Below are 14,939 nucleotides of genomic sequence, written 5' to 3' on the forward strand. Positions count from 1 at the left end.
GACTGATGATCAGATATTATGACAACAATGGAAAAGTAAACAGCTCGTTCCCTTGAACATACATTTCATTTGTTATAAGATTAGAATGAGAATAAATTGAGAATGGCTATTTTGTGCCTTTTATCAAAATCTTGAGAATGATTTCTTAATGGAGGTTGTATTATGTCAGCACCTAATTTAAAGATTGAAGATCTTCGTGTGTCTATTGAAGATAAAGAGATTATTAAAGGTTTAGATCTCGAAATAAATGGTGGAGAAATCCATGCGATCATGGGACCTAACGGAACAGGAAAGTCTACTCTTTCTGCAGCGTTAATGGGACACCCGAAATATGAAGTAACTTCTGGTAAAGTTACGTTCAACGGAGAAGATCTTTTAGATATGGAAGTTGATGAGCGTGCGCAAGCTGGTCTTTTCTTAGCTATGCAGTACCCATCAGAAGTAAGCGGTATTACGAACGCTGACTTCCTACGTTCTGCTATCAATGCTAAGCGTGAAGAAGGCGACGAAATTTCTCTAATGAAATTTATCCGTGAGTTAGATAAAAAGATGGATCATCTTGAGATGGACAATGCGTTCGCTCACCGTTACTTAAACGAAGGGTTCTCAGGTGGAGAAAAGAAACGTAATGAGATCCTGCAAATGATGATGCTTGAGCCTAAATTAGCAATCCTTGATGAGATCGATTCAGGACTTGATATCGATGCTCTTAAAGTAGTTGCAAAAGGTGTTAACGAAATGCGCAACCCTGATTTCGGTTGCTTAATCATCACTCACTACCAGCGTTTATTGAATTACATCACTCCAGATAAAGTACACGTGATGATGCAAGGACGTATTGTAAAATCTGGCGGCCCTGAATTAGCTCAACGTCTAGAAGCTGAAGGGTATGACTGGATTAAAGAAGAGTTAGGAATTAAAGACGAAACTGTTGGTCAAGAAGCGTAAGCATTAAGGGGGACTATACATGTCAGTTGATACGAGCCTAAGATTTGATAAGGACTACGTAACCGGTTTTTCAAACAGCAGACAGGAACCCGCTTGGCTGCAGGAACTTCGTTTGCAAGCATTGGAATTAGCTCAAGAGCTTCCGATGCCTAAACCGGACAAAACAAAGATCGATAAATGGAACTTCACAGAATTCAAACATGAAGCAACTGGCACTCCTGTTGCGTTCAATGAACTTCCTGAAGATGTTAAGGCATTGATCGGTTCTGAAGAAGAAGCGAAAAATGTTCTTGTAATCCATAATGGAACACCAGTTTATTTTGCACTTGAAGAGTCTGTAAAGGATCAAGGTGTTATTTATACAGACCTTCTAACAGCTGCAAAAGAGCATGAAGATCTAGTGAAAAAGTACTTTATGAAAGCTGTTGCGGTTGATGAGAACCGTTTACCAGCACTGCATGCAGCACTTTTCGTTAATGGAGCATTTCTTTATGTTCCAAAGAACGTTGAACTTTCTGCTCCAATCCAAGCTGTGTATTATCAAGACGATGAAGCAGCGATCTTCAACCACGTTATCGTTGCTGCAGAAGATAACAGCTCAGTAACCTATGTAGAAAACTACTTATCAACGAACGATTCTACAGACTCAGTAGCAAACATTGTTTCTGAAGTGTTTGCTGGAAGTGGTGCAAAAGTCGTTTACGGTGCTGTAGATAACCTTGCAAAAGGAATGACAACATACGTGAACCGCAGAGGCCGTGCTGAGAAAGATGCTCGCATCGAGTGGGCGCTTGGTCAGTTTAACGACGGAAATACGGTTTCTGACAACACCACTCACTTGATTGGTGATGGATCTTTTACAGATACAAAGACAGTTACAATCGGCCGCGGTGATCAAAAGCAAAACTTCGTAGCGCAAATCTTTAACCACGGAAAACATTCTGAAGGTTATATCCTTACACATGGGGTAATGAAAGATAATGCTAGCTCTATATTTAACGGTATTACAAAAATTGAGCACGGCGCTACAAAGTCTCATGGTGAACAAACAGAACGTGTACTCATGTTAAGTGAAAAAGCACGTGGTGATGCAAACCCGATTCTTTTGATCGATGAAGATGATGTTACAGCAGGTCATGCTGCTTCAGTAGGAAGAATCGACCCTCTTCAAATGTTCTATCTGATGAGCCGTGGTATTTCGAAAGCTGAAGCTGAACGTTTGATCATTCATGGGTTCTTAGCACCAGTAGTTAGTCAGATGCCTTTAGAATCTGTTAAAAATCGTTTAGTCGAGGTTATTGAAAGGAAAGTGCGCTAATGAGTGCAAACGAATGGAGAAAGCTGTTTCCTATCCTGGATCAGGAAGTTAACGGCAAACCTCTCGTTTACCTTGACAGTGCAGCCACTTCACAAAAACCGATACAAGTTATTGAAGCTTTAGATAAGTATTATAAAGAGTACAACTCGAATGTTCACCGTGGTGTTCATACACTTGGAACTCGTGCTACAGATGGTTATGAAGGTGCACGTGAAAAGGTACGCCGTTTTATCGGTGCAAAATCCACTCAGGAGATTATCTTTACACGTGGTACAACAACTGCGATCAATACTGTAGCAAGAAGCTATGGTATGGCTAACCTTTCAGAAGGTGATGAGATTGTGATTACTCCAATGGAGCATCACAGCAATATTATTCCATGGCAGCAAGTGGCGAAAACCACTGGTGCAACGCTTAAGTACATTCCCTTACAGCCTGATGGCACGATTGATCTTGTGGATGTTGAAAATACAGTTACAGAGCATACTAAGATCGTCTCAGTTATGCAGGTATCGAACGTATTAGGAACGATCAACCCGATCAAAGAGATCGCAGCAATCGCACATAAGAACGGAGCTGTTATGGTAGTGGATGGCGCACAGAGCGCCCCTCACATGAAAGTAGACGTTCAAGATCTCGATTGTGATTTCTTTGCCTTTTCAGCACATAAAATGTGTGGACCTACAGGCATTGGCGTGCTCTATGGAAAAAAAGCACTCCTAAACAAGATGGATCCTGTTGAGTTCGGTGGAGAGATGATTGATTTTGTTGGACTGCAAGAATCAACGTGGAAAGAGCTGCCTTGGAAGTTTGAGGGTGGTACACCGATCATCGCAGGTGCGATCGGTCTAGGTGCAGCGATTGACTTCTTAGAGGACATCGGTCTAGATAACGTTTTAAAACATGAACATGTACTTGCTAATTATGCGATGGAGCGTCTTTCAGAGTTAGATGGTGTTACGATTTTTGGTCCTAAAGAACGAGCAGGACTTGTAACTTTCAACTTAGATGATGTTCATCCGCATGATGTAGCTACTGTTCTTGATTCTGAGGGAATTGCTGTTCGTGCAGGCCATCACTGTGCACAGCCGCTCATGAAATGGTTAGATGTTACAGCAACAGCGCGTGCTAGCTTCTACCTGTATAACACTGAAGATGACATCGATGCTTTTCTTAAAGGCTTAACAACAGCAAAGGAGTATTTCGGTCATGTCTTCTAATTTAGATCAGCTATACCGTCAGGTCATCATGGATCATTACAAAAACCCGCGCAATAAAGGGGTTATTGAGGATAATGCCCTGACGATTAATATGAACAACCCAACATGCGGCGATCGCATCCAGCTTACTTTAAAAGTAGAAGATGGAAAGATCGAATCGGCTAAGTTCGATGGTGAAGGGTGTTCGATCAGTTTAGCATCAGCTTCTATGATGACACAGGCTGTTAAAGGTCTTCCTGTCGAAGATGCTGTAAAGCTTGCAAAGATTTTTTATGATATGATGTTAGGGAACGACTATGATGATGAATCCTATGATCTAGGTGACATCGAAGCTCTTTCTGGCGTTTCCAAGTTCCCGGCTCGCATCAAATGTGCCACACTTGCGTGGAAGGCGATGGAGCAAGGAGTAGGAAAGCCTGAGGAAGAGGAAGATTAAGTTCCTTTTGATAATGAGTAATAGAGTGCCAATCCAGTAAGGAGGGATTCTGTAATGGCTAAGAAAATGCCGGATATCGGCGAATATAAATATGGTTTTAGAGATAAAGACGTTTCCATTTTCAGATCGAAGCGTGGGTTAACAAAAGAGATCGTAGAAGAGATCTCTCGCATGAAGAACGAGCCTGAATGGATGCTTGAATTCCGTTTGAAGTCATTAGAGCAGTTCTATAAGATGCCAATGCCACAATGGGGCGGAGACATGAAGGACTTAAACTTTGATGATATTACGTATTATGTTAAGCCATCTGAGAAATCTGAGAAGTCTTGGGATGAAGTGCCTGCTGAAATTAAAGCGACTTTTGACAAGCTAGGAATTCCAGAAGCTGAACAAAAATACCTTGCAGGTGTTTCTGCACAGTACGAATCAGAGGTTGTTTACCACAACATGAAAGAAGACCTTTCTGACTTAGGAATTCTTTTCACAGATACGGATACAGCTTTAAAAGAGCACGAAGAGATTTTCCGTGAGCATTTCGGAACGATCATTCCGCCAACTGATAATAAGTTCTCAGCACTTAACTCTGCGGTATGGTCTGGTGGATCTTTCATTTACGTACCAAAAGGCGTTAAATGTGATACTCCACTTCAAGCATACTTCCGAATTAACTCTGAAAACATGGGTCAGTTCGAACGTACGCTGATCATTGCTGATGAAGATAGCTCTGTACACTACGTAGAAGGATGTACGGCTCCAGTTTATTCTACAAACTCACTTCATAGTGCGGTTGTAGAGATCATCGTTAAAAAGAACGCTTACTGCCGTTATACAACGATTCAAAACTGGGCAAACAACATCTACAACCTTGTTACAAAGCGTGCTGTAGCTGAAGAGAACGCAACGATGGAATGGGTAGATGGAAACATCGGATCTCGTCTAACGATGAAATATCCGGCTGTTATTATGAAAGGCCGCGGTGCGAAAGGTACGATCCTTTCTATCGCGATCGCTGGTAAAGGACAGCACCAAGATGCTGGAGCAAAAGTATTGCACTTAGCACCTGATTGTTCTTCTACAATCGTTTCGAAGTCGATCTCTAAGCACGGCGGTAAAGTAACATACCGTGGTATCGCTCACTTCGGACGTAAATCTGACGGATCTAAATCCAACATTAAGTGTGATACACTGATCATGGATAACCAATCCACTTCAGATACGATCCCGTACAACGAGATTCTTAACAACAACATCACATTAGAACATGAAGCGACTGTATCCAAAGTTTCTGAAGATCAGTTGTTCTACCTCATGAGCCGTGGTGTTTCTGAACAAGAAGCAACGGAAATGATCGTAATGGGCTTCATCGAGCCGTTTACGAAAGAACTTCCGATGGAATATGCAGTAGAGATGAACCGTCTGATCAAGTTTGAGATGGAAGGTTCTATCGGTTAATGAAGAAAAGCCTTGGTGTTAGAATACACCAAGGCTTTTTTTGTGTTGCGCACTATCAGATACTAAATTTTATGTGACCTATTTTTCGATTTTGCTAAACCCGAACTCCATGAAGGTTTTTAAGACTGCGTCATTTTGCAAATAGTTATAGAATCGTTCTGCTTCTTTCTTATGGGGAGTTTCTTTTAATACACCTACAGGATAAATAATGGGTGCATGTGTATTTTCACTTGCAACGCCTACGACTTTTACTCTAGGTGAGATCATTGCATCCGTTTTATAGACAATACCAGCATCGACATTTCCTGTTTCTACGTATGTAATGACTTGACGAACATCTTTTGCATAAACGATTTTCTTTTCAACTTTTTTCAGGAGGTTTAAATGTTCTAAAGTCTCCACTGCGTATTTTCCTGCTGGAACAGTTTCCGGTGTACCAATCGCCAGTTTCTTTACTTTAGGCAAATCTTGAAATCCGTTAATATCTCGTGTTGAATCTTTCCCAACAACTAAGACAAGTTCGTTTCCAACAAGATCTCTTCCTCGTTCCTTTTCAATAAGTCCTTCTTCAACAAGCTGGTCAAATTTATCTTCTGCTGCTGAGAAGAAAAGATCAACAGGTGCTCCGTTAGAGATTTGCTGTTGAAGAGCTCCAGAGCCTCCGAAATTGTAAGTGATTTTAACATTTGGATGTTCCTTTTCATAATTGCTCGCAATTTTATTCAATACATCTTGCAAACTGGCTGCAGCCGAAATCGTCAATTCTACATTGGATTCCTTGTCTGCTGATTTTGAAGATTCATTTTTTGAGCAAGCAAATAAAATCGTTATACACAAGCAAATTAGAAGTAAGGTTAAATGGATTTTCTTCATCTTTCTCTCCTCACGTATCTTTGTTTTCGTGTGTCAGGTAAGAATATATAGAAAAAAGACGCCCGATTGGACGTCTTTTTTGCGTATATTGCGGCGAGAGACAGCACTCCACATAGTGCATTGCCAAAAAAGGCGCGTCAATCTCGTCTTATGCAATTAGCTCATCGCTAGATTAGTATACCACCACTTTGCATTAATGAGAAGAAGAATTAATGAGACTTCAAATGGTTCGCTTTTTTATAGACGAAAAAGATATAATGCAATCAACTATAACTTTAGAGAAGGAGCATTTGTGATGAACGAGATTATAGAAACGATATTAGCTCATCGATCGATTCGAAAGTTTAAGGACAAGTCAATAGATGAAGAAACGGTTAAAACACTTGTACAATGCGCTCAGGCAGCATCGACTTCAAGTTATCAACAAGTTTGCACGATTATAGGGGTAGAGGACCGGGAAAAGAAAGAACAACTAGCTGAGCTTGCGGGTAATCAATCATACGTCGCAGACAACGGCTATTTCTTTGTTTTTTGTATGGATTACAACCGACATCAGATAGCAGCAGATATGAAAACAATAGATATTCACGAAACGATTCAATCGACAGAAGCGTTTATCGTAGGGACAGTGGATGCCGCTCTTGCTGCACAAAACCTGTCTATAGCAGCTGAGTCGCTAGGACTTGGAATCGTGTACATCGGTGGACTTCGAAATTCTCTGGCAGAAGTGTCAGAGCTATTGGGTTGCCCAGACCATGTTCTTCCGTTATTTGGTGTAGCTGTAGGGTATCCAGATGCAGAGCCTGGGATAAAGCCACGTCTGCCAATGGAAGCTGTTTTTCATAAGAATCAATACCAAAGTAAAGAGGAAACTCAAGATCTCCTTCAACAATATGAAAAAGAAACGGCTGAATATTACTCAGAAAGAACAGGCGGAAAACGTACAGAAGGCTGGGTCACGCAGATTACAGCCTCGATGGCGACTCCTAAACGAACGTATATGAAAGAGTTTGTCCGATCAAAAGGATTAAATAAATTGTAACTCATAGGCAGGTGACTTCAGAGAATGATAAAAATCGGTGTAACAGGCTGGGGAGATCATGATTCTCTTTACCCAGATGGTACTCCTGCAAGAGAAAAGCTCGCTGTATATAGCGGCCACTTTCCTGTTGTAGAAGTTGATTCATCCTTTTATGCGGTACAGCCTGTAAAAAACTATGAGAAGTGGGTAGCTTCTACACCAAAGAACTTTTCATTTGTTGTTAAGGCCTATCAAGGGATGACGGGACATTCAAGAGGCAAGCTGCCTTTTGAGTCGGTTAAAGAAATGTATGAGGCATTTATCGAGTCTATCCAACCTGTTATCACATCAGGCAAGCTTGAGATGGTCTTGTTTCAGTACCCCCCTTGGTTTGATTGTAAGAAAGAGAATGTTCAGATGCTTCGCTATGCAAAAGAAATGATGGGTGATATTCCAGTAGCACTTGAGTTTCGTAACCAAACGTGGTTCAGTGATGAGATGAAGAATAAGACGCTACATTTTATCCGGCAAGAGAACTGGATTCATACGGTCTGTGATGAACCTCAAGCAGGACAAGGCTCCATTCCAATCGTCATGCACACAACACCCGAGAGGACACTCGTACGAATGCATGGCAGAAACGTATATGGCTGGAACAATCAAGGTCAACCGAACTGGAGAGAAGTTCGTTATCTTTATCGTTATAATGAGCCAGAGCTTCAAGAATGGAGTGAGCGCATACAACAGCTTGCTTCAGAAACAAAGAATTTAACGATCCTTTTTAATAATAATTCAGGTGGGGATGCTGCTGATAATGCGAAGCAGATGATTGATCTTCTGGATATTCAATATGACTTTTTGGCTCCAAGGCAATTGGATCTGTTTTGAGTTTTCCTTATATTACAAATCCATTTCAAAAAGAAGGAAACGATTCATTTTTCATTGTAGACTGATATACTAATAGGGTGAATGAAATCAGTTTGCTGGATGAAGAAAGTGGGGATCACTTTGAATTTCAAAAAATTGATTCAGATGATGTACTGCTTACAAATTGCCTTTATCGTCAGTGGCGTTTACCTGCTATGTATCTACATATATATCAATGATGAGAAGCGCATACAGTTCTTATCCTTGGTCTTATGCATTAATCTTATTTCATTAAAAATAACAAGAGATCGTTTTAAAGCATAAAGTGAACACCCTCCGCCATTTTGGCAGAGGGTGTTGTCGTTTTATTGCAAATGTCGATAAATTTCATTTTTCGCCGATAAATTTAGAAAGTTGCCGATATAAATGATTTTCTGCCGATAAATTTCGTTTCTTGCCGATATTTTTCAAATCTCGCCGATAAATGCTCTAGATCATTTTTAAAAGTGCTTTTCGCCCTTGCATACCAACTTCAATACCTTTTTCTTTTGCTTCAAGAGTAATAGATTCTAAAGGTGCATCTAACAGCTGTTCGATCGTTCTAACTCCAACAGCGCGTCCTGCGATAATTTTACGGTCTGCTAACTTTTCGTTCAATAATGCCACGTCTAGTGCTCCACACATGATATATCCATTGTCGTTGAATACAGCCATAAAATTCGTTTTTGGCAAACGAAGGGTGACAGCGGTAAACGGATGTCCTTCGATTAAGATCGGGTTCATCTCTAACATGCTTCCACTCCTTTCTTCACTATTATTTTTATGTGTACAGAAGGGAAAAAGTGTTAGGTGTTGAAGCTATTTTTATGACTTTTCGTATGATACGATTAAAAGAAAAATAGGAGGCGATTAGGGATGAAACAATATCTGGATTTTCTTCAAGATATTCTACATAACGGTACAAAAAAAGAGGACCGGACAGGCACTGGGACCGTTTCTGTGTTCGGACGTCAGATGAGGTTTGACCTACAGGAAGGCTTTCCGCTTGTTACGACAAAAAAGCTGCATTTAAAATCAATTATTCATGAATTACTCTGGTTCTTAAAAGGCGATACGAATATTGCTTATTTAAAGGAAAACGGTGTACGCATCTGGGATGAGTGGGCAGATGAAGAGGGAAACCTTGGTCCTGTATACGGTCATCAGTGGCGCTCATGGTCGGCTCCGAACGGTGAGACGATCGACCAGATCTCAAACGTAATCGAAGACATCAAAAAGAACCCGGATTCAAGACGATTAATCGTCTCTGCGTGGAATCCTTCTGATATTCCGAATATGGCGCTGCCACCATGTCATTTATTGTTTCAATTTTATGTTGCGGATGGAAAGCTCTCCTGCCAGCTTTATCAGCGCTCAGCAGACAGTTTCTTAGGTGTACCTTTTAATATTGCTTCGTATGCTTTGTTAACGATGATGGTGGCTCAAGTGACAGGACTTAAACCAGGTGAGTTCGTTCACACTTTAGGGGACGCGCACATTTATACCAATCATCTTGAACAAGTTGAGCTTCAGCTTACTCGTGAGCCAAAGCCGCTTCCGAAGATGAAGATCAATCCAAATGTAACAAGTATCTTTGATTTCACTTATGAAGACTTTGAGCTTGTAGACTACGAAGCGCATCCCCATATTAAAGGTGTGGTGAGCGTATGATCTCGTTTGTTGTAGCGATGGATGAAAATAACGCGATCGGTAAAAACAATGATCTACCTTGGTATTTACCGAACGATCTCAAGCATTTCAAAAACGTAACGATGGGAAAACCGATCGTAATGGGTCGAAAAACGTATGAATCCATCGGGAAGCCTCTACCTGGACGAGAAAATATCGTGGTAACAAGAGATGAACACTATCACGAAGAGGGAACGACCGTCGTTCATTCTGTTGATGAAGTAATAAAAAAAGAAGCAGAAGAACTATGTGTGATCGGTGGGACAGAGATCTTTAAGCTGTTCATGCCAGTTGCAGACCGCCTGTATGTGACAGAGATCCACCATACCTTTGACGCAGATACGTATTTTCCAGAAATCAATCGTGATGAGTGGCGTGAGGTCTCTCGTAAGCCAGGTATCGTTGATGAAAAGAACAAATATCCTCACGATTTTGTCGTGTACGAAAAAAATTAAAACATAAAGTTTGAATGAGCCCCCCTCTTGTCTGCATACATATGTATATGTAGATAAAGGGGGGTTACCTTTTGCTTAAGCGCAGAAAAATGAAACTTCGAAAAGGGCCACTTCCATTCCGATTTGTACTATTGATCTCATTTATTCTGTTTACTTTTATAACGGTTCAAGGGCTGTGGCTTGTAAACAAAGGAATAGAGCCAACACTCATGTTGATTGCGCAAAAGAAAACAGAAGAAATCGCTGCACTTGCCATAAGTGAAGCGATTGACAATGAAATTTTAGGACCTTCAGAAATGAATGACATCATCGAATATAAGACGGATACAGAGGGGAATGTCGTCTTTGCTGGAATCAATCAGAGTGTTGTCAATCAGGTTGCCAACCAGTCACAAAAAGTCGTTCAAAAATACCTGAAGGAGATAGAAGAAGGAAAAGCACACGAAGTAATAAGCAATGATGAGTTAGGTATAACTGCCTATAAGAATGAACCGGGTGTTATTATGGAAATACCTCTAGGGCAAGCAACAAGAAACTCTCTCTTAGCTAACTTAGGGCCAAAGATTCCTATCAAATTTATGTTGATTGGTGAAGCGAACACCGATATCGAAGAGAAAATAGAGAATTCCGGGATCAATAATACGTGGATCAATATTGATATTGTAGTCACAGTCAAAACGAGGATCGTTATTCCTTTCGCAACAGAAACGACAGTTGTGAAACGACCGATAAAAATAACAGCACAGTTTATAAAAGGAGAAGTTCCTGTCTATTACAATCAATCTGGAGATCCGATACAACCTACTGTACCGATTACTCCAGATTTAAAGGAAAAGGAATCTCATGATGAATTGGAGCCTTCTGAGGATAGCCCTACAGAAGGAACGGATGAGGATGAAGCAGCAGAATAAATGTATTTCCTCTATTTAACAAGTCTTGTTTAGGTTGACCATTCGTCCGTGTTTGTTATAATTAGTATTGAATTAATAATTTTATATGTCTTTAAGCCTATCACCGATGGGGTAGAGGAGCGGATTTTATAAGTACTTTTTCAGAGAGTGACGTCTGTGAAGAAAAAGGAAAGGAACTTTCGCCGAAGCAAAAGAAAACCGTCTGTTCACTTTTGCTGGGTTTACACTAAAGAAGTGTAAAACTGTCACTGCTTGGGAATTAAAAGCAGTGGAGGACTACTGATCGATGAGGAAAACCATAAATTACTTAAGTGATTGATAGCAGGTTATTTCCTTGTCTATTGATCGCTTTTTATTTTGTCCTTTTTTCCTCAACGTCCTGTAAGAACTCCTCAATATCGATGGCTGAATGAAAAGAAGGAGGAACATCATGGAATTTGAGAACTCAATTTATTCATTAATACCACCCGTATTGGCAATCTTAATGGTTGTCCTAACGCGAAGAGTGTTAGTCTCGCTAGGAGCTGGAATCATAGCGGGAGCATTACTGCTTCATGATTTTAGTATTGGAGCCACACTGAAAGAGATTGGTACGATTGTAAAAGGGCACTTTATTTCAGACGGTGCATTAAATGAGTGGAATGTTTATATTCTTCTGTTCTTATTAATCTTAGGAATGATGACAAGCATTATCTCGTTAGCCGGAGGAAGCCGCGCATTTGGTGAGTGGGCGATCTCTAGAGTGAAAACAAGAAGAGGGGCACAGGTTTTAACGGTTGTGTTCGGACTCGTCATTTTTATTGATGACTATTTTAATTCTTTAGCAGTCGGAAATGTCAGCAGACCGATCACAGATCGACACCGCATCTCACGTGCGAAACTGGCTTATTATCTTGATTCAACGGCTGCACCAGTCTGTGTGATCTCGCCTGTTTCAAGTTGGGGAGCGTACATCATCGGTATTATCGGAACGATTTTTGCTACACATGAGATCACAAATATGTCTGCGTTTAGTGCATTCATTCAAATGATTCCTATGAATTTTTATGCAGTGTTTGCACTGGTTCTTGTATTTTTCGTTGCGTATTTTCAACTTGATTTTGGACCGATGAAAAAACATGAAGAAACGGCTCTTGCTACAGGTGAAGTGATTTCAGCAGATAAAAAAGCAGCAATCGGAGAGGGTATTAAGCTTGAAGAAAGTGACAAAGGAAAAGTGGGAGACCTTGTATGGCCAATCGTGATATTGATTGTTTCAACGGTTGGATTCATGATCTATACAGGTATTCAAAATGTGAAGGGGCTAGAAGAACCAACGGCCATTACACTTTTATCTATTTTTGAAAATACAGATGTACCAAAATCATTAGTATATGGTGGCCTTCTAGGTTTAGCTTCAGCTATTCTATTCTTCCTTCCAAAAAAGATGGGTGCTGCATCATTGGGCAAAGGACTGGGACGAGGTATTCAGTCTATGATCGGTGCTGTTACGATTTTGCTTTTTGCTTGGACGATTATCTCTATCATCGATAGCTTAGGAACAGGAACCTATCTGGCAGGATTAGTCGATCAGCATATGAATTTAGCTTATCTGCCATTTGTTCTTTTCGTATTGTCAGGGTTAATGGCCTTTGCGACAGGAACTTCATGGGGGACGTTTGGTGTCATGCTTCCGATCGCAGCCGAAATTTCAGCATCAACGAATATTGAGTTAATGCTTCCAGTTCTTGCTGCGGTACTTGCGGGATCTGTTTTTGGTGACCATTGTTCTCCAATATCAGATACTACAATTCTTTCTTCGACAGGAGCAGGAAGTCATCACATCGATCACGTCATGACGCAGCTTCCATATAGCCTGGTAGCTGCAGGAGTATCTGCTGTAGGGTATCTTGCACTCGGATTAACAGAAAGTGTTTGGATAGGCCTTCTTGCATCTGCAGTTATCTTTATCCTCGCACTTTTCATCATAAAAAAAGTGTCTAGTAATAATAGCATGAGTGATCAATCTTACAACGCTTAAACTTGAAAGTGTCTGGTAGTTAACCAGGCACTTTTTCTTATATTTATACGACTTTTTCCCCCTTATTCCGACAAAATAACTAAAAATATTTTGACGGTTTTCATGTTTTGTAATATACTGAACACAGAATTATCAGAAAAAAGTAACAATTGTAAACTTTTCGACTTCAAAAAAGGGGGATACAACAATGGAAAATAGGCAGCAATGGGGAAGCCGCTATGGGTTTATATTAGCAGCGGTCGGCTCAGCTATCGGCCTAGGCAATATCTGGAGATTTCCAGCGGTTGCTTATGAGAACGGTGGGGGAGCATTCTTCATCCCATATCTAATAGCACTTTTAACGGCAGGGATTCCCTTACTGATTCTAGAATTTACGTTAGGTCATAAGTACCGTGGCTCTGCTCCACTCTCTTATTTCCGTCTTCACAAAAAAGCGGAATGGCTAGGATGGTGGCAAGTATTTGTAGCGTTTGTTATATCCACATACTACGCAGTAATCATCGCTTGGGCGATTAAGTACTCCATTTACTCATTGAACTTAACTTGGGGAGACAAGCCTTCTGACTTCTTTTATGGAGAGGTTCTTCAATTAAGTAAGACACCTGGTGACATGGGTGGTATCGTACCAGGAATTTTGATCGCACTTCTCATCGTTTGGGTCGTGACGCTTCTTGTTCTTTATAAGGGTGTATCCAAAGGAATCGAGCGCTTTAACAAAATCTTTATTCCAGCTTTAGTCATTATGTTTACATTAATCGTTATTCGTGCCGTAACGCTCGATGGTGCAGCTCAAGGCTTGAACACGTTCTTTACTCCAGATTGGAGCATGATCAGTAACGGTAAGGTGTGGGTAGCAGCCTACGGTCAGATTTTCTTCTCATTATCTATCGCATTTGCGATCATGGTTACGTACTCGAGCTACCTGCCTAAGAAATCAGATATTAACAATAATGCGTTTATTACAGGTTTCGCAAACTCAGGCTTTGAACTACTAGCAGGGATTGGTGTATTCGCTGCTTTAGGCTTTATGGCGATGCAACAAGGTCTGCCAGTTGATGAAGTTGTAAAAGGCGGAATCGGACTAGCGTTTGAAGTATTCCCAGCAATCATCAACGAGTTCCCAGGCGGAAATGCCTTCTTTGGAACAATGTTCTTCTTAACCCTTGTATTCGCTGGAATGACATCGTTGATCTCGATCGTTGAAACGTATGTGGCAGCGCTACAAGATAAATTTGGAATCTCAAGAACAAAAGCCGTTTTGATGGGTGGAGGAGTAGCATCTGTTATCTCATTACTTTTCGCTACAAAAGGCGGACTGTACATGCTTGATATCGTGGATTACTTCATCAACAACTTCGGGATCACATTAGCAGGTCTTGTAGAAGTAGTCATAGTTGCTTGGTTCGTAAGACAATTGGCTGGACTTCAAAACCATGCGAACGCCATTTCTGACTTACGAACAGGATTGTGGTGGAAGGTTTGTCTAGGTGTGATCACACCGATTCTTCTTGGTTACATGATGTTCGATAACATTAGACAGAACCTTAAAGAAAACTATGAAGGTTATCCTACAGAACTGATCCTTACGTATGGTGTAGCAGTGGCAGTCGGCGTAATCGTACTCGGCATCGTACTCGGTCTAGTGAAGTGGAAATCTGAAGTGGCAGTAGAGAAAAAGGAGGTCAGCTAA

The 14,939-nt window shown here is 40.8% G+C and carries 14 protein-coding genes and 1 riboswitch; of the genes, 12 read left to right on the forward strand and 2 right to left on the reverse strand.

Annotation, left to right across the window (positions count from 1 at the left end; genetic code table 11):
* Positions 1 to 162 precede the first annotated feature (162 nt).
* From sufC to sufB, 5 genes are read left to right on the forward strand one after another with little or no spacing between them, the layout of a single operon-like run.
* Positions 163 to 948: a Fe-S cluster assembly ATPase SufC gene (gene sufC, locus FS458_RS04650; protein WP_137791773.1), complete on the forward strand. Its 786-nt coding sequence runs from the start codon at positions 163 to 165 to the stop codon at positions 946 to 948.
* A 19-nt stretch (positions 949 to 967) separates the two neighbouring features.
* Complete coding sequence (sufD, locus tag FS458_RS04655) at positions 968 to 2,266, forward strand: Fe-S cluster assembly protein SufD (protein WP_144698267.1); 1,299 nt, start codon at positions 968 to 970, stop codon at positions 2,264 to 2,266.
* Positions 2,266 to 3,486, forward strand: coding sequence for a cysteine desulfurase (locus tag FS458_RS04660; RefSeq protein ID WP_144698269.1), 1,221 nt, complete (start codon positions 2,266 to 2,268; stop codon positions 3,484 to 3,486). The genes sufD and FS458_RS04660 overlap by 1 nt, the downstream gene beginning before the upstream one ends.
* The gene (gene sufU, locus FS458_RS04665; protein ID WP_144698271.1) at positions 3,476 to 3,922 is read left to right on the forward strand and encodes a Fe-S cluster assembly sulfur transfer protein SufU; all 447 of its coding nucleotides are present in this window, start codon (positions 3,476 to 3,478) and stop codon (positions 3,920 to 3,922) included. Before FS458_RS04660 ends, sufU begins: the two co-directional genes overlap by 11 nt.
* A 54-nt stretch (positions 3,923 to 3,976) precedes the next feature.
* Positions 3,977 to 5,374, forward strand: coding sequence for a Fe-S cluster assembly protein SufB (sufB, locus tag FS458_RS04670; protein ID WP_137791777.1), 1,398 nt, complete (start codon positions 3,977 to 3,979; stop codon positions 5,372 to 5,374).
* A gap of 78 nt (positions 5,375 to 5,452) precedes the next feature.
* Here sufB and modA read toward each other — a convergent pair whose 3' ends face one another.
* Entirely contained in the window at positions 5,453 to 6,247 is a 795-nt protein-coding gene (gene modA / locus FS458_RS04675) for a molybdate ABC transporter substrate-binding protein (protein ID WP_144698273.1), read from the reverse strand.
* Between the two features lie 295 nt (positions 6,248 to 6,542).
* Here modA and nfsA point away from each other — a divergent pair, with 295 nt between their 5' ends.
* Both nfsA and FS458_RS04685 read left to right on the forward strand, forming a co-directional pair.
* Entirely contained in the window at positions 6,543 to 7,289 is a 747-nt protein-coding gene (gene nfsA, locus FS458_RS04680) for an oxygen-insensitive NADPH nitroreductase (RefSeq protein WP_144698275.1), read from the forward strand.
* A gap of 24 nt (positions 7,290 to 7,313) precedes the next feature.
* Positions 7,314 to 8,156, forward strand: a complete 843-nt coding sequence (locus FS458_RS04685) for a DUF72 domain-containing protein (RefSeq protein WP_144698277.1) — start codon at positions 7,314 to 7,316, stop codon at positions 8,154 to 8,156.
* A gap of 468 nt (positions 8,157 to 8,624) precedes the next feature.
* Here the strand turns inward: FS458_RS04685 and FS458_RS04690 are convergent, their stop codons facing one another.
* Entirely contained in the window at positions 8,625 to 8,927 is a 303-nt protein-coding gene (locus tag FS458_RS04690; protein ID WP_066397323.1) for a YunC family protein, read from the reverse strand.
* A 123-nt stretch (positions 8,928 to 9,050) separates the two neighbouring features.
* On the opposite strand from FS458_RS04690, the gene FS458_RS04695 reads away from it, so the two are divergent.
* From FS458_RS04695 to FS458_RS04715, 5 genes are all read left to right on the forward strand, one after another.
* Positions 9,051 to 9,845 (forward strand): thymidylate synthase, encoded by a 795-nt coding sequence (locus tag FS458_RS04695; protein ID WP_144698279.1) that lies wholly within the window; start codon positions 9,051 to 9,053, stop codon positions 9,843 to 9,845.
* Positions 9,842 to 10,318 carry a dihydrofolate reductase gene (locus FS458_RS04700; RefSeq protein WP_144698281.1) on the forward strand — a complete coding sequence of 159 codons (477 nt, stop codon included), beginning with the start codon at positions 9,842 to 9,844 and terminating at the stop codon, positions 10,316 to 10,318. The genes FS458_RS04695 and FS458_RS04700 overlap by 4 nt, the downstream gene beginning before the upstream one ends.
* Positions 10,319 to 10,389: 71 nt before the next feature.
* Positions 10,390 to 11,229 (forward strand): sporulation protein YunB, encoded by an 840-nt coding sequence (yunB, locus tag FS458_RS04705; RefSeq protein ID WP_144698283.1) that lies wholly within the window; start codon positions 10,390 to 10,392, stop codon positions 11,227 to 11,229.
* A 104-nt stretch (positions 11,230 to 11,333) separates the two neighbouring features.
* A riboswitch (Lysine riboswitch) is annotated at positions 11,334 to 11,516 on the forward strand.
* Between the two features lie 143 nt (positions 11,517 to 11,659).
* The gene (locus FS458_RS04710; RefSeq protein ID WP_144698285.1) at positions 11,660 to 13,249 is read left to right on the forward strand and encodes a Na+/H+ antiporter NhaC family protein; all 1,590 of its coding nucleotides are present in this window, start codon (positions 11,660 to 11,662) and stop codon (positions 13,247 to 13,249) included.
* Positions 13,250 to 13,436: 187 nt separating this feature from the next.
* Positions 13,437 to 14,939 carry a sodium-dependent transporter gene (locus FS458_RS04715; protein WP_144698287.1) on the forward strand — a complete coding sequence of 501 codons (1,503 nt, stop codon included), beginning with the start codon at positions 13,437 to 13,439 and terminating at the stop codon, positions 14,937 to 14,939.

The sequence above is a fragment of the Fictibacillus phosphorivorans genome (assembly GCF_007673525.1).
Taxonomy (GTDB): domain Bacteria; phylum Bacillota; class Bacilli; order Bacillales; family Fictibacillaceae; genus Fictibacillus; species Fictibacillus phosphorivorans_C.

What these genes read in the sequence shown, in the direction of transcription:
- sufC (WP_137791773.1), top strand. Translation starts at nt 163, where the DNA reads ATGTCAGCACCTAATTTAAAGATTGAAGATCTTCGTGTGTCTATTGAA.
- sufD (WP_144698267.1), top strand. Translation starts at nt 968, where the DNA reads ATGTCAGTTGATACGAGCCTAAGATTTGATAAGGACTACGTAACCGGT.
- FS458_RS04660 (WP_144698269.1), top strand. Translation starts at nt 2,266, where the DNA reads ATGAGTGCAAACGAATGGAGAAAGCTGTTTCCTATCCTGGATCAGGAA.
- sufU (WP_144698271.1), top strand. Translation starts at nt 3,476, where the DNA reads ATGTCTTCTAATTTAGATCAGCTATACCGTCAGGTCATCATGGATCAT.
- sufB (WP_137791777.1), top strand. Translation starts at nt 3,977, where the DNA reads ATGGCTAAGAAAATGCCGGATATCGGCGAATATAAATATGGTTTTAGA.
- modA (WP_144698273.1), bottom strand. Translation starts at nt 6,247, where the DNA reads ATGAAGAAAATCCATTTAACCTTACTTCTAATTTGCTTGTGTATAACG.
- nfsA (WP_144698275.1), top strand. Translation starts at nt 6,543, where the DNA reads ATGAACGAGATTATAGAAACGATATTAGCTCATCGATCGATTCGAAAG.
- FS458_RS04685 (WP_144698277.1), top strand. Translation starts at nt 7,314, where the DNA reads ATGATAAAAATCGGTGTAACAGGCTGGGGAGATCATGATTCTCTTTAC.
- FS458_RS04690 (WP_066397323.1), bottom strand. Translation starts at nt 8,927, where the DNA reads ATGTTAGAGATGAACCCGATCTTAATCGAAGGACATCCGTTTACCGCT.
- FS458_RS04695 (WP_144698279.1), top strand. Translation starts at nt 9,051, where the DNA reads ATGAAACAATATCTGGATTTTCTTCAAGATATTCTACATAACGGTACA.
- FS458_RS04700 (WP_144698281.1), top strand. Translation starts at nt 9,842, where the DNA reads ATGATCTCGTTTGTTGTAGCGATGGATGAAAATAACGCGATCGGTAAA.
- FS458_RS04710 (WP_144698285.1), top strand. Translation starts at nt 11,660, where the DNA reads ATGGAATTTGAGAACTCAATTTATTCATTAATACCACCCGTATTGGCA.
- FS458_RS04715 (WP_144698287.1), top strand. Translation starts at nt 13,437, where the DNA reads ATGGAAAATAGGCAGCAATGGGGAAGCCGCTATGGGTTTATATTAGCA.